Genomic DNA, 14,029 nt, shown 5'->3' on the forward strand with positions numbered 1-14,029 from the left:
TATGAAAAGAAACAAACGACTTGCTGTTATTTTCCTGGCTTTATTGCTGATTAACCTTTCTTTTTTATTGGTTGAGGAGAAATCGTCCTCTGTATCATTTGAGGAAGACCTCTTTACTTTGAGCGATACTGCGGGTGTTCAGTCTGTTACTATCAGGTATCCCGAAACAGCAATTGAGCTGAAAAGGTCCGGCAAAGGATGGATGCTTAATGATGAATATCCTACTGATGGAGGGTTACGTGAGTTGCTTTTTTCGATTATACAGCGAGTCAGGGTGAAGAAGCCGGTGGCAATAGATGTGCCTCAGGATGCTTCACTGATCAGCATTGCTGGAGAGGATCCGCTTTCTTTTTATGCGTGGGGCAACCCAACCAAAACCAAAACTTACTTTAGTCTGGAGGACAGGGATAAAGTATATGAGGTAGGCATACCCGGCTATAACGAATATCTGGGGCAGATTTTTGAACTCAACAGTGACCAATGGCGGGACCGACTTGTTTTTAATGGTAGCTGGAGGACTATCCAGGAGCTTACACTGGATTATCAGCAATCTGATTCAGATGACTTTACGATCCGTTTTGATGATAATTTCTTCAGAGTAGCGGGTGTAAGTCAAATTGATTCTTCGGCTGTTGTAGACTATCTCAACCAGTTTCAATACTTTGAAGTGAACGAATGGATAAGTGAGGGGCGGTTTGACCGTTATGATAGTTTATCTCGCAAACCTCCTTTAGCTACCTTGACTATTTTTACTATCAATCTGGACGAACCAGTTATTTTTGATATCTTTCCTCGTATCAAAAATGAGCCCATACATTTGGTATCTGACCATAATAATAATCTTATGGTAATTGATCGATCCAGAATGCTTAGTATCTTACGAAAACGTAATGATTTCAGTGTGGAGGACTAAGCAAAATTCTACGTGCTATTTCTCATTTTTTGTTCTTAAATTTGACGCCCGAGAAAATCCACCACCTTCTTTGCTTGAAGGGTTTGGAAAGGGAGCCTGCTTTTCGCCGGCAATTTTTACAAGATTCAAAAATGCAATCTGGTTTTAGGCACTGAACAGGGTCTCAGACCGATGACTGCTAAAAATAAAATTTTACACAAATGAAATTTATTGTATCATCTTCCTACCTATTGAAGCAGCTTTCAGCGATAAACGGGGTTATTACTACTAATCCGGTAGTTCCTATTTTGGAGAATTTTTTGTTTGAGATCAGTGATGGAACGTTGACTATTACGGCTTCAGACCTGCAAACCAGTATGATCACTGAACTGGAAGTGGAAGCAAAGGAGGATGGTAGCATTGCAATACCTGCAAAAATTTTATTGGAAACATTAAGAAACCTTCCGGAGCAGCCGGTTACTTTCTCCATAGATGCAGATACTTACAGTATTGAAATCAACTCAGATAATGGTCGCTATAAATTATCCGGAGAAAATGCAACGGACTTTCCTAAGATACCTACGGTTTCAGACGGATATGCTGTGAACATGTCTTCTGGTGTACTGGCGCAGGCGATCAATAATACCATTTTTGCCACAAGTAACGATGAGCTTCGTCCGGCAATGACTGGTGTGTACATTAAGCTGGATGAAACCAACACCACCTTCGTCGCTACGGATAGCCACAGACTGATTCGTTACAGAAGGGTGGACATAGCAGCTGATATGGCGCATAGCATGATCATTCCACGGAAAGCATTGACACTGCTCAAGGCGACCCTGCCTTCTGAAAATACCAATGTAAATCTTGAGTTTAATGCTTCTAATGCATTTTTCAACTTCAGTAATGTGAAGATGATCTGCCGACTGATCGATGAGCGGTTTCCGGATTATGAGAATGTAATCCCTTCTGATAATGAAAACAAAATGAATATCAATAAGGGTGAACTACTCAACTCATTGAAGCGAATCGCGATCTACGCAAACAAAACTACTCACCAGGTGAGACTCAAAATCACCGGAAGCGAGCTGATGGTGTCGGCAGAAGATCTGGATTTTTCAAATGAAGCTAACGAGCGATTGTCTTGTGAGCATGATGGAGAAGATATTGAGATCGGGTTCAACGCTAAGTTTCTTATTGAAATGCTGAACAACCTGGATGCGGAAGAGATCACCCTCAAGCTAAATGCACCAAATCGCGCTGGTATCATTTTGCCGGTGGAGCAGGATGAGAATGAAGATATTCTTATGCTGGTTATGCCTGTGATGTTAAATAATTATGTTTAAAATTAGTCGTCCAGCCTGGTAGTATAACTACAAAGCTGCATGATGTCCTTTCTGTATTACATTTTACTTCTTGCTCAGGAGCGTTCTGCGTTGATCATTCAGGTTGAGGGAATTGAAACCTTACAAGGTCAGGTAATGGTGGCGGTATATGATGGTCCTGACAACTTCATGGATGAAGACAGAATGCACCGTGCTGAAGTTGTGGGGCTTGGTAATGGCTCTCCATCGGTATCGATCGAATTGCCAGCGGGAACCTATGCCGTCTCCTTATTTCATGACCTCAATTCAAACAAAAAACTAGTGCCTAATGGCACAGATATTCATCAAATACAACAATCTGTTAATCAACTATTTACGTAGTATTTTAATATACTGCATTTTTGCAATCTATCACTAGATGCCAATTTTGTAGGTATCCCCAAAGAGCCTTATGGCTTTTCTAGTAACCCCAAAAGTGTCTTTGGTCCTCCGAATTTTGAGGAAGCAGCCTTTCAGGTGAAACAAGATACAGTGATCAGTATCCGACTGAACTAAACGAATCAGGGTCATCTACTTCGATGTAAGCCCGCAGATGCTCTACTTGCTCATGAGACATCTTCTCCAGTGTGTAGTGAGGCATGTATTCCTTATGGCCATACTCTGAATATGTTCCCTTTCGAATGATCTCGTAGATGGATTTCTGCGAATTGTCCGTGATATGTCTTTCAAGCCAGTTGAGGCTCAGCTTTGTGTTGTCCAGGATCACATCGCTCTCTCCCTGTGGACGGTGGCAGTGTTGACAACCCAGTTCGTAAATTGCTTTTCCCAGTTTCGGGTCACCCTTGTAGGGATAACCTTCCTGCTTGTTTTTTGGAGGATCTACAAATGTAGCGGGAGATTTTTGGAGGTATTTAGACTTAATCAATTTGATTTTGTCTGCGTTGCTGAGTTGGTCACCATTTAGGGAGGTCCATTCAGGTGGTGAAATGTCCAGATCCTCCATGTTCATCTGCAGGGACCAAAAGTAGGCCAGTATATTATCGAGCTCCCAGTCCTTTAGCGACCGTCCCTGAGAGCAAACTGTAGCACACAGCTTGATGGATTCAGCAAGACTTTTTTCGGCTTTTTTTACCAGATCTCCATATTTCAGTACATAATCATCGTTGTACCATGTTTCACGATTGACCATCCCCCAGAATGTGGATCCCTGCAAATAGGGTATTTTGTTTTCTATAGCATATTCGAGCCTGGCTTTTTGATCCACTACACTCAAATCCTGGTCCTCGCGTTCCAGGTTGTGGCAGCTTGTACAGGTATAGTACTTACTGATGAAGCTGGTTTTTGATCCGTCGGGGGCAGTGGTTTTGCCCAACTTCACAAGCTCTTCACCACTTTTTATCATTTCAGGAGTGATTTCTTCTATATAATGTCCAGGCTTTTTTTCGCCCAGGCTGAATAGTACTTCCGCTACAGGGTCAGTTTTTTCAAAGGGTCCTGGAGATATTTTTAATACCGGCGCCAGGGCTACTGACAGCCCTGCTAAAATGATGACTGTGATTGGATGCCTCTTCATGATCACCTGATTTTTCTACCTTTTATAGTAAAGTCTCGAGTTATGTTAAATCCAAAGTGGATGCCACCATCCAGCCAGGAATCAAATGTCTCAGCAATAAAAAACTTTTCGATCATACCCCGGCTGTTGCCAAAGTGGAGCTGGAAGACATGCCCCTTCGTATCAATTTGAAATCCGACAGCAAGTGATTGGTAGTATTGAGGGCTGGGGCCTGGTTCTCCATCTGGCAGATAAGAGGGGGGAGTAGCATAATACTCTACGGAAAAGCTCCAGTTTTTAAGGAATTGATATTGGCCGGCTACTCCCAGTGATAGTATGTCATTTTTCTCGTCATCGGCTACAAGATTTCTGTGAAGAATTGTTGGCATTAGCTGTAGGCTTAACTTCGGTCCAAACTTTCTGGCAATCAAAAGCTGGCCCGTATAGGCAAGCTTTTGTTCTAAAGTGAGTTCTATATCGGGTCTTTTCAAGGTTCTCATTGCCGCAGAGCCCAATAATGTAAGCGAGACAGGCATCACCCTATCTCCCGATGACTGAGCCAAAAGTTTGTATTTGATATATCCATCTACCGGTTTGTCCAGATCGCTGGTTCGTCCTATGCCTATGCTTAGGTTATTAGTGATGCCATAATCCAGGCCCATTCGCATGCTTGCATTGTCCAGCCCAAACATGTCGCTGATGCCGCTATTGATGGTGCCAAACCTGTGAGAAATGATAAATGTCAGGATGCCTTCTGTATTGGTTTCAACAGAGTGGCCATTGACAATTCGCGTATCGTCAAAAGTCTGATAAGCATAGTTGATTTGACAAATGGAGAGCAATGGAATAGAAATTAAACAAGTAAGTAAAAAATAACGCATAGATCGATAAGTGTTAAGGGTTAGTATCTAAGGTAATCGAATCCACTGATTTAAATGGTGATTAGTATTTTACATAAAAGAGGGAACATAGAAAAAGTACGGCTTACATGAGGTTCCCATAATCAATTGGCTTGTTTTGTATACACTAGAATACGCCCGTCCATTGGGTTTTAGTTGCTTCCGTAAAAAAATAATTACTTGATTAATTATAAGCCGACTACCGGAGTAGTATGCTCCGGGAAAATCCTGAAGTAACTCTCAAGTATGAGTAGCTGAGACTCCCTCCAGTTCCTCCTTTCTGAATTTGAACAGGAAGTTGCCTAAAAAGAAGGCGCCTATTCCGCTGAAGACATGCCATAGGAAATGAGAACCCATGGGTAAAAAGGAGATAGGGAACTGATCCAACTCTCTGAACAGTAAGGAAATAAGCAGGAAAGTGATACTTAAAAAAATATCACGAGTATGCCGAAACTGGTGTTGTTTCAGGTAAATCAATATAGGCAGGAAAAACATGGTGCCAGAAATAAAATACCCAATGTTGACTGCCAGTTCGTTTGGTAAAAACTCAAAAAGCAGAAATCTGAGTATAACAAAAGGGGAGACAATAAAAATAGCCTGATACCATTTTGGCACTACCTTAAACCAAAAGTATACACCAATTAAAATGGTCAGGAGTGCCGCGGGCAATACATCCATGATCAGTAGCAGGTTGCTTGATCTGAAGGCATGATAAAGAACACTTCCGGAACCTCCTATAATCAGGAAAGCAATGCATATGTAAATAAATAGATATCTCTTAATTCTAAACTCTAACTGAAATGCCCAATAGATAGCAGGGAGAATAATCGCCAGTGATGAAATGGAATTCCACGGTTCTACTACTAAGCTCGATAGGTTTGTTTCAGCATAGACGGGCCCTCCGTCAATTGGCATTTGGATCATTTGAGTACTTTCAATTGTGTTTTTCTACAGGAAGCTTTCGAAATTGGCAAAATCCCATTAATATGTCTAAATTCTGCAGAGTAATCTGCGAATTTAATTTCACTTACGTAGGTGTAATTTGTTTCGTTCCAAAATAGTTTCTGATAAGCCCGGAAAGTCGTATGTCTGACCAGATTAGAATATTGTATGTAGATGATGAGCGTGGAAATATAGATTATTTTCGTTCTGTTTTCAGGAGGGAATATGATATCGTCACGGCCAATTCCGGAGAGGAAGGCTTAAAAATACTTGAGGACCAAAGTGATATACCTGTTATACTTACAGACCAGAGAATGCCCAGGATGACTGGCGTGGAGTTTTTGCGTAATTCTATTGATATAGCCAATGATAGTATCCGTATTTTGGTGACCGGATATGCAGATATGGAGACGGTCATTAATGCTATTAACCTGGGTCATATATATTACTACATCTCTAAACCCTGGACGTATGATGAGATGCAGATTATCATTAAAAGGGCTATCGAAACCTACAAGCTCAGAATATCTAACAAAGAGCTCCTCCTGAAGTCTGAGCGAATGGAGAAGGAACGAGTGATCTCCCAGCTGGAAAACCTCAGGAACCAGGTCAATCCACATTTTTTATTTAATTGTCTTAATACGCTTCATGCGCTGGTTTACGAAAATGGCGAAGCCCGGGAGTTTGTAAAAAAACTGGCAAGTACTTACCGTTATTTGCTTGAACACAATAAAAACCTTGTTTCTTTGGGTGATGAGGTTAACTTTGTAGAAAATTATATTCACCTGCAACGCGTCCGTTTTAAGGAGGCATTGAGTTTTGAAAACAGGGTAGAGAAAACCCTCCATAATCAAATGCTACTCCCAAGTGCTTCTTTGCAACTGTTGGTTGAAAATACCCTGAAGCACAATAAGGTCACAAAAGAAGATCCCTTAACGATCGAGGTGTTTACCGATGAGAGCTGGCTGGTTGTCCGAAATAATTTTCAACCTAAATACAGGGTGGAATCGACAGGTATTGGTCAGGAAAACCTGAAAAAGAGGTTTTCTTACCTTTCGTTAAAAGATCCTGAGTTTTATCTGGACGATAAATTTTATGTGTCGAAAATTCCATTATTGGAAGATAAGAGTTAAATTATTGATTGCTTATGTTAGATGTTGCTATTATAGAAGATGAGCCTTTAGCAGCAGACGATCTGGAGAAGACACTTCAACAAGTTGATAAAGAAGCGAAGGTAAAAGTGAAATTAGAAAGTGTTGAGTCTGCTATTTCATGGCTCAGTAAAAATGATGTGGACCTTATCCTTTCCGATATTGAGTTGGGGGATGGTTTGAGTTTTGATATTTTCAATCAGGTAAGAAAAAAAGAAACACCTATCATAATTACTACAGCATATGATCAGTATGCTATTCGGGCCTTCAAAGAAAACAGCATTGATTATCTGCTAAAACCCATAGACAAAACAGAACTGGACAGGGCAATCAAAAAGTATAAAAACTGGAAGACAGACGGTAAAGATTTTGATATCGGAAACCTGCTGGATGCTCTTCGACCTTTTCCTGATCAACAATACCAGGAACGATTTTTGGTGACACTTGGCGAAAAGATCCATTCCATTCCGGAAAGTGAGGTAGCATATTTTTTTAGTGAAGATCGTTATACGTTTTTAGTGACAAGGCAGGGCAATCAACATATCATCAATAACAATCTGGGAGATCTTGAAGGTAGTCTCAATCCCAAGAATTTCTACCGGATCAACAGAAAGTTTATTATTTCCTATAAAGCTATAAATGGAATGGTGGCTTTCTCCAAGAGCCGCGTAAAGATCAATTTAGTCCCGCCACCCCCTAACGCAATGGATGTGATCGTAAGTGTGGAAAGGTCCGGTCCATTCAAAAAGTGGCTGAATGATTAACGATTAAAGTGTTCAGTAAATGACATTTTCTTGCGAACATTTAGTTCCGGGATCAGGTTAAAATAAGATCATGTCAGAAGTCATTACCTCAAACAAAAAACTTAACGAGGACATCCTGAAGCGTTTCAATCAGGTCCGCACCCAATCCATTTATCTTTGCAACCCCCTCGAAAAGGAGGATTTTGTGGTCCAGCCAGTCGTAGACGTAAGTCCTCCAAAATGGCACTTAGCACACACCACATGGTTTTTTGAGGTGTTTGTATTGGTGCCTTATCTCAAGGGTTACAAGCTTTATCATCCTGATTATCCATACCTGTTTAATAGCTACTACGTATCTGCAGGCGACCGGTGGACACGAGCAGAAAGAGGACATCTTACACGACCCACCGTGGATGAAATTTTACAATACAGGCTACATGTAGAAAAACATGTGATGAGGCTTTTAGAAACTCATGAGCTCAATGCAAAGCTTACTTATACGATGGAAATCGGGCTTCAGCATGAACAACAGCACCAGGAACTTCTGGTTTACGATATCAAATACATCCTGGGGCATAATCCACTATTTCCGGCTTACAGGGAGGACCTGTTAAAGCCGGAAGGAGAATTGCAGCAAAAGAAATGGCTAAGTGTGGATGCGGGTGTATATGAAGTTGGGTTTGAGGGAGATGACTTTTGTTTTGATAATGAGAAAGGCAGGCATAAGGTGTTTCTTCATTCTTTTGAGATAGCTTCTTGTCCGGCTACTAACGGGGAATACCTTGAGTTTATGCAGGATCGTGGGTATGAAAACCATAGGCTCTGGCTTTCAGACGGATGGGACTGGCTGGCAAATCAGCCCGTGAAGGCACCTATGTATTGGATCAAAGAAAATGATCAGTGGTATCAGTACACATTGAGAGGCCTGGAGCAGGTAGATCCGGAGGCACCGGTAACTCATGTTTCTTTTTATGAAGCAGATGCGTTTGCTAAATGGAAGGGGGTACGTTTGCCTACCGAGTTTGAATGGGAAGTAGCTGCCGGTAAATATGAGCCGGAGATCCCTGAAGATGCCAATTTCATTGAGCGGGGTTTTTTCCAACCTATCCCATCAAGCAACTATGGCTTTTATGGAAATACCTGGGAATGGACCTCCAGCGCTTACCAGCCATATCCGTTTTATGAAGCGCCTGATGGAGCTTTGGGAGAATACAATGGTAAGTTTATGGTAAATCAAAAAGTTTTGAGAGGAGGGTCCTTTGCCAGCCCACGAAATCACTTGAGGCTGACATATCGAAACTTTTTTCATCCACATTTACAGTGGTTGTTTAGCGGGATTAGGCTGGCCCGCCATAATTAAATTAATTTTAACCTCTGTAAAATCAACATCAAACTCGTGCAGATGAATCAATTCAGTCAGGATGTTTTGACTGGTCTTTCCTCAACTCCCAAAAAACTCTCCTCAAAATACTTCTATGATGAAAGAGGTGATGAGTTGTTTCAGCAGATCATGCACCTGAAGGAGTATTACCTTACAAGAGCCGAGCTGGAAATTTTTCAGACACAAAAAGAGAAGATCCTTAGTCTCATAAAGCCAAATGGTGCCTTCAAGCTTATTGAGCTTGGGGCAGGGGATGGGCTGAAGACGAAGGTGCTTTTAAAATATTTTGTGGAGCAAAATGTTAATTTCAGCTATATGCCGGTAGACATTTCTCCAAATGTCCTCGATCAGCTGGAGGCTACACTAAAGGAGGAAGTCAACGATCTGGACATTAAGCCATTGGTTGGCGATTATTTTCAGGTGTTATCAGAGCTTAAGTTCAAAGACGATTCCAGAAAGGTGGTCTTTTTCCTGGGTTCTAATATTGGTAATTTCCTGGACAATACAGCCAAAAGTTTTTTGAAAAGTATTCATGACAACCTGCGCAAGGGAGACATACTGATGATCGGGATTGACCTGAAGAAAGAGCCCCAACGAATACTGGCGGCATACAATGACGCTTCGGGGGTTACCAGGCAATTCAACCTGAATCTCCTGATGCGCATCAATACGGAGTTGGGGGGGAATTTCGACCTGAACTCCTTTATGCACCATCCGGTCTATGACCCTCTTAGCGGCGAATGCAGAAGTTATCTGATCAGTAAAAAGAAACAGGAGGTAGCCATTACCTCTCTGCAGCGGTCGTTTGAGTTTGATGCCTGGGAGCCGATCTTTGTGGAAGTTTCTAAAAAATACAGCCCCCAGGAGATTGAGCAGCTAGCTGTAGAAACCGGCTTTCATGTAGTAGACAATGTGTATGACAATGAAGGGTTATTTACGGATACTGTATGGGAAGTAAGATAATTTTTGGCTGAGTTGATTTCCCCTTCAAAATATTCGGGTAAATTTGCCCTCCATTCGCGCACGTGGCGGAATTGGTAGACGCGCCAGGTTGAGGGCCTGGTGGCCGTTCTAGGCCGTGGAAGTTCGAGTCTTCTCGTGCGCACATTCAGAAAAAGTCCGGAAATACCGGACTTTTTTACATTAAAGATCAACCCCTATGCAAGTAAACGTACCTCTTCTTAAATCCATCTGTGAAATAGCCGGAGCCCCGGGTTATGAGGATCCTATCAGAAATCTGGTTATTCAGGAGATCAAAGATCATGTAGATGAGTATTCCATCGATAATATGGGGAATGTGATAGCCATTAAGAAAGGATCAAAAAATCCTGAAGGAAAGAAAGTAATGGTAGCTGCTCACATGGATGAGATTGGTTTCCTGGTATCTCATATTGATGATAATGGGTTTATTCGTTTCCAAACCCTTGGGGGATTTGATCCCAAGACACTGACAGCTCAACGTGTTATTATACATGGTAAAAAGGATGTTATCGGCGTAATGGGTAGTAAACCCATCCATGTTATGAAACCTGAGGAGAGAAACAAACCGCCCAAGATTGATGAGTATTTCATTGACTGTGGGATGTCAAAAAAAGAGGTGGAAGAGCTTATTGAAATCGGTAACCCAATTACCAGGGAGCGTGAGCTTATTGAAATGGGTAACTGCGTAAATTGTAAATCAATTGATAACCGGGTATCCGTTTATATCCTTATAGAAGCTTTAAAGAATATAAAAAATCCCGCTTTTGATTTTTATGGAGTTTTCACTGTTCAGGAAGAAGTAGGGATTAGAGGTGCGAATGTAGCGTCTCATACCATCAATCCGGACTTTGGGATTGCATTGGACACTACTATAGCCTATGACCTGCCTGGCGCTCAGTCTCACGAGCAGGTAACAGCCCTGGGTAAAGGAACCGCTATCAAAATCATGGATGCTATGACCATCTGTGACTCCAGAATGGTAAGATTTCTTAAGGAGACTGCTAAAAAGCATGAAATCACCTGGCAACCTGAGATACTCGCTGCAGGAGGAACGGATACCGCAGGTGTACAGCGCATGGGTAAGAACGGGTCCATAGCCGGAGCAATCTCCATTCCTACAAGACATCTGCACCAGGTGATAGAAATGTCCGATAAAAACGACATCATTTCCTCAATCAATTTGCTGATTCATGCGTTAGAAGATATAGATACTGCCAGCTGGGAGTATTAGATTCTTTGTGTCGTATGAAATATTTGTTGTCCTTTTGTTTAATGCTTGTGGGACTAAATGTATGGTCTCAGGACCTGATTCGGTTTTCCGGGGTTATACTGGATAATGAAGAACTGGAGCCGGTCATTGGGACTACTATATTGAACACCACCAGGGGAGGAGGTTCGGTTAGTGACAGCATTGGTTTCTTTACCATTCGGGCGAAACCGGGAGACACGTTGCTTTTTAGTGACGTCCGCTACGAGAGATCTACCTTTGTCATTCCGGAGATACTGGAGAAGAGCGACTATGGGATGATACAGGTTTTAATCCAAAACGCCCGGGAACTCGATGAGGTGAAAGTCTTTTCTTTTCCATCTGAAGACGACTTTCGGACCGCCTTTCTGGAAGTAGATCCTAAACCCGGTATAGAAATGAGGGCTTTGGAGAAAAAGCGGGAGCTAATGGAAACCGTGCGTAATGCCTATGAAAATGAGCGGTATTATTATGACAATTGGGCTGACAGGCGTCTTTATGAACTTTCAGGACAAATACCCCCCAATCATTTTTTAGATCCGATCAGATGGACCAATTTCATCAGAGATTTCAGAGAAAAGATCAAGGAATAAAAAAAGCCCCTGGCGAAATCAGAGGCTTGAATCTTTTGTTGCTGATCAATTTCTACTTTTTGTCATCGTCATCAGCAAATTTTACTGCTGAAGCATGACCGTGCTTATAACTGTGCGTGATTTTCTCGGTTTGAGCAAGGAGAAGTGCCGAAATGATGAAAACCATGTGGATCACAATTTCTATGATAATTCCTTCTGCTCCTGCTTTTTGCTCAGCTTCACGGTAGTCAATAAATGTTTTGAGGAGCTGCACCCCGGAAATTGATGCCAGCGAAGTAGCCAATTTAATTTTTAATTGACCTGCATCCAGGTCTTCAAGCCATAGTGGTTTGTCTTCATGCATATCCACATCTATACGACTTGTAAAGATGGAATACCCACCTATAGTTACCATAACCACCAGGTTCATCACCATGGAAATATCCACAAGCCCGAGGATACGTAACATCATTTCAGTCTCATGTAATGAAGTAGTTTGCTGAAATGTGTGATATAATTCCTGAAAAAATTTAACCAGATAAAGAAAGGAACCGATAATCAGACCGGTGTAAAGTGGAGCTTGTACCCAACGGCTCCAAAACATAAATCCTTCAAAGAAATTCTCAAATCTTTTGATACCAGAATCTGCCATTATGCTTGTAATGTTAATTTGAGCGGAAAGATACGATATTCTGAATGTGAAAATCGAACGATTAATTGAAAAATCGCTATTCGGATATCAAAATCACTTTTGATCCGGCAATTAAATCATGAAGACCTCTTTTTTCAGGGTGAAAAATAATCACTCCATACCCGATGAAGAGTGTTGCTATGGTGACTATTTTACCAAGAGTTCGTATGATAATCCTAGGCCATCCCAGAGATCTGTTCCCGGCAGAGACTACCTGGAGATTCAAAGTCTTTTTACCGGGAGTACCATGCCATTTGCTGGCGACAAAACCTGCCTCGTATATCAAAGTAAGAATGAAGCATGAGATATATAAAAGGGTGTCTACACTTATCAAAAAACTCAGAAGGTAGAACAAAGGCAATAAAATTACCAGGTCAATATTGTGGGCCATGAGGCGCACCCAGAATCCCGCGTGTATTTCTCCTGATAGTTGTCCCTGATCCATAGCGAGGTTTTATTTAGAAATTACAAGCGAAGCTATCCCATTTAGCAATGAATGAGAACATCTGGCCTTTTTACTTTAAGTTGGCACCCTGTAAAGAAGCGCTTTAAACTATGGTTATTCCACTAAAAACTTTAAATTGAATCCGCCAAAATGCTGTGGACATGAAAGTTTTAAAGGTAATAGGGACCATTGTAGTAGCGATACTTCTTGTCATCGTGCTAGCCATATACCTGTTACCCACTACCGCTCACATGAAGCGGAGTATAATTGTAGATACAGATGCTGATCCGGTTTACAGAGAGCTGATTTCATTTCGGAATTTTAATACATGGTCTCCCTGGGCAGAAAAAGATCCCGCAGCTACTTATATATATGAAGGTCCGGAATTTGGAGTAGGGGCCAGGGTCCTTTGGAAAAGCGAAGATCCTGATTTGGGGAATGGTTCAATGGAAATTGTAGAGGCAATACCAAACAAACAGGTCACAAGTGTGCTCAGGTTTGATGAGTACGAAAGCACCCCTTATGGAACGTTTTCGCTGGAGCCCCTTTCAGGAGGTAAAACGAAAGTTACCTGGTCTTATGATGAGTACGATGTACATGGATTTGCTAAAATATTTATGCTGGGAATCGATGGGTTTCTCGGTAGAGACTGGGAGCTGGCCCTTGAGAGATTAAAGGAGCGGGTAGAGTCAGCCCCGGACTTTACTACGGAAGTTAGTCTTGAAGAGGTTTCGGCCACATGGATAATCGGCGTGCAGGATACCTCACTCAATGATCCCGCTATGATATCTGTGAAAATGGCCCAGCAGTTTGGTGACCTCATGTCCTTTTTTGCTGAGAGAGAAATAGAGCCTGCAGGATACCCAATTACGATCTATACTACACAAGACGCCTATGCATTGTCCTTTATTTGTGGCATTCCGCTACCGGTGGAAGTTGACAGTGTGGAAGGGTTCTCTACATATGAAACGTATGAAGGCCTGACTATCCGTTCTCTATATCAGGGGGATTACAGTGGACTGGAAATAGCCCATGAAGAAATCAAAGAATTTGCTGCCTTCTATCACTATGAAATCATAGGCAATCCCTGGGAGGAGTATGTTACAGACCCATCTTTAGAACCAGATCCGCAGGATTGGGTGACCTGTGTTTACTATCCGGTTCGTTGATTGTTTGGTGAAATGGCAATCTTACCAAACCATTAACGGT

The 14,029-nt window shown here is 41.8% G+C and carries 14 protein-coding genes, 1 tRNA gene and 1 pseudogene; 11 read left to right on the top strand and 5 right to left on the bottom strand.

Annotation, left to right across the window (positions count from 1 at the left end; translation table 11 throughout):
* Position 1 precedes the first annotated feature (1 nt).
* From AC3E9V_RS07055 to AC3E9V_RS07065, 3 genes and pseudogenes are all read left to right on the top strand, one after another.
* Positions 2-913 carry a hypothetical protein gene (locus AC3E9V_RS07055; RefSeq protein WP_488752492.1) on the top strand — a complete coding sequence of 304 codons (912 nt, stop codon included), beginning with the start codon at positions 2-4 and terminating at the stop codon, positions 911-913.
* Positions 914-1,113: 200 nt separating this feature from the next.
* Entirely contained in the window at positions 1,114-2,238 is a 1,125-nt protein-coding gene (gene dnaN, locus AC3E9V_RS07060; RefSeq protein ID WP_488752493.1) for a DNA polymerase III subunit beta, read from the top strand.
* A gap of 42 nt (positions 2,239-2,280) precedes the next feature.
* Positions 2,281-2,772, top strand: a pseudogene (locus AC3E9V_RS07065) (DUF2141 domain-containing protein).
* Here AC3E9V_RS07065 and AC3E9V_RS07070 read toward each other — a convergent pair.
* The 3 genes from AC3E9V_RS07070 to AC3E9V_RS07080 all read right to left on the bottom strand — a co-directional run bounded on the left by AC3E9V_RS07070 (position 2,753) and on the right by AC3E9V_RS07080 (position 5,583).
* Positions 2,753-3,790: a c-type cytochrome gene (locus tag AC3E9V_RS07070; protein WP_488752494.1), complete on the bottom strand. Its 1,038-nt coding sequence runs from the start codon at positions 3,788-3,790 to the stop codon at positions 2,753-2,755. The pseudogene AC3E9V_RS07065 and the gene AC3E9V_RS07070 overlap by 20 nt on opposite strands.
* A gap of 2 nt (positions 3,791-3,792) precedes the next feature.
* A complete protein-coding gene (locus AC3E9V_RS07075) occupies positions 3,793-4,650 on the bottom strand; it encodes a DUF5777 family beta-barrel protein (protein WP_488752495.1) in 858 nt (285 codons plus the stop codon).
* A gap of 258 nt (positions 4,651-4,908) precedes the next feature.
* Positions 4,909-5,583 (bottom strand): hypothetical protein, encoded by a 675-nt coding sequence (locus AC3E9V_RS07080; protein ID WP_488752496.1) that lies wholly within the window; start codon positions 5,581-5,583, stop codon positions 4,909-4,911.
* A gap of 170 nt (positions 5,584-5,753) precedes the next feature.
* Here AC3E9V_RS07080 and AC3E9V_RS07085 point away from each other — a divergent pair, with 170 nt between their 5' ends.
* From AC3E9V_RS07085 to AC3E9V_RS07115, 7 genes are all read left to right on the top strand, one after another.
* Positions 5,754-6,743 carry a histidine kinase gene (locus AC3E9V_RS07085; RefSeq protein ID WP_488752497.1) on the top strand — a complete coding sequence of 330 codons (990 nt, stop codon included), beginning with the start codon at positions 5,754-5,756 and terminating at the stop codon, positions 6,741-6,743.
* A 14-nt stretch (positions 6,744-6,757) separates the two neighbouring features.
* Positions 6,758-7,525: a LytR/AlgR family response regulator transcription factor gene (locus tag AC3E9V_RS07090; protein ID WP_488752498.1), complete on the top strand. Its 768-nt coding sequence runs from the start codon at positions 6,758-6,760 to the stop codon at positions 7,523-7,525.
* A 70-nt stretch (positions 7,526-7,595) separates the two neighbouring features.
* Positions 7,596-8,864, top strand: a complete 1,269-nt coding sequence (gene egtB / locus AC3E9V_RS07095) for an ergothioneine biosynthesis protein EgtB (RefSeq protein WP_488752499.1) — start codon at positions 7,596-7,598, stop codon at positions 8,862-8,864.
* A gap of 42 nt (positions 8,865-8,906) precedes the next feature.
* Entirely contained in the window at positions 8,907-9,848 is a 942-nt protein-coding gene (egtD, locus tag AC3E9V_RS07100; RefSeq protein ID WP_488752500.1) for an L-histidine N(alpha)-methyltransferase, read from the top strand.
* A 56-nt stretch (positions 9,849-9,904) separates the two neighbouring features.
* Positions 9,905-9,990, top strand: a tRNA-Leu gene (locus AC3E9V_RS07105).
* Between the two features lie 54 nt (positions 9,991-10,044).
* Positions 10,045-11,097 carry a M42 family metallopeptidase gene (locus AC3E9V_RS07110; protein WP_488752501.1) on the top strand — a complete coding sequence of 351 codons (1,053 nt, stop codon included), beginning with the start codon at positions 10,045-10,047 and terminating at the stop codon, positions 11,095-11,097.
* A gap of 14 nt (positions 11,098-11,111) precedes the next feature.
* Positions 11,112-11,705 (top strand): peptidase associated/transthyretin-like domain-containing protein, encoded by a 594-nt coding sequence (locus AC3E9V_RS07115; protein ID WP_488752502.1) that lies wholly within the window; start codon positions 11,112-11,114, stop codon positions 11,703-11,705.
* A gap of 52 nt (positions 11,706-11,757) precedes the next feature.
* Here the strand turns inward: AC3E9V_RS07115 and AC3E9V_RS07120 are convergent, their stop codons facing one another.
* Both AC3E9V_RS07120 and AC3E9V_RS07125 read right to left on the bottom strand, forming a co-directional pair.
* Positions 11,758-12,336 (bottom strand): TIGR00645 family protein, encoded by a 579-nt coding sequence (locus tag AC3E9V_RS07120; protein ID WP_488752503.1) that lies wholly within the window; start codon positions 12,334-12,336, stop codon positions 11,758-11,760.
* A gap of 76 nt (positions 12,337-12,412) precedes the next feature.
* Positions 12,413-12,820: an RDD family protein gene (locus AC3E9V_RS07125; protein ID WP_488752504.1), complete on the bottom strand. Its 408-nt coding sequence runs from the start codon at positions 12,818-12,820 to the stop codon at positions 12,413-12,415.
* A gap of 161 nt (positions 12,821-12,981) precedes the next feature.
* Between AC3E9V_RS07125 and AC3E9V_RS07130 the strand changes: the two genes are divergently transcribed.
* The gene (locus AC3E9V_RS07130; protein WP_488752505.1) at positions 12,982-13,989 is read left to right on the top strand and encodes an SRPBCC family protein; all 1,008 of its coding nucleotides are present in this window, start codon (positions 12,982-12,984) and stop codon (positions 13,987-13,989) included.
* Positions 13,990-14,029: the final 40 nt, after the last annotated feature.

The sequence above is a fragment of the Marinoscillum sp. HNIBRBA16962 genome (assembly GCF_057801515.1).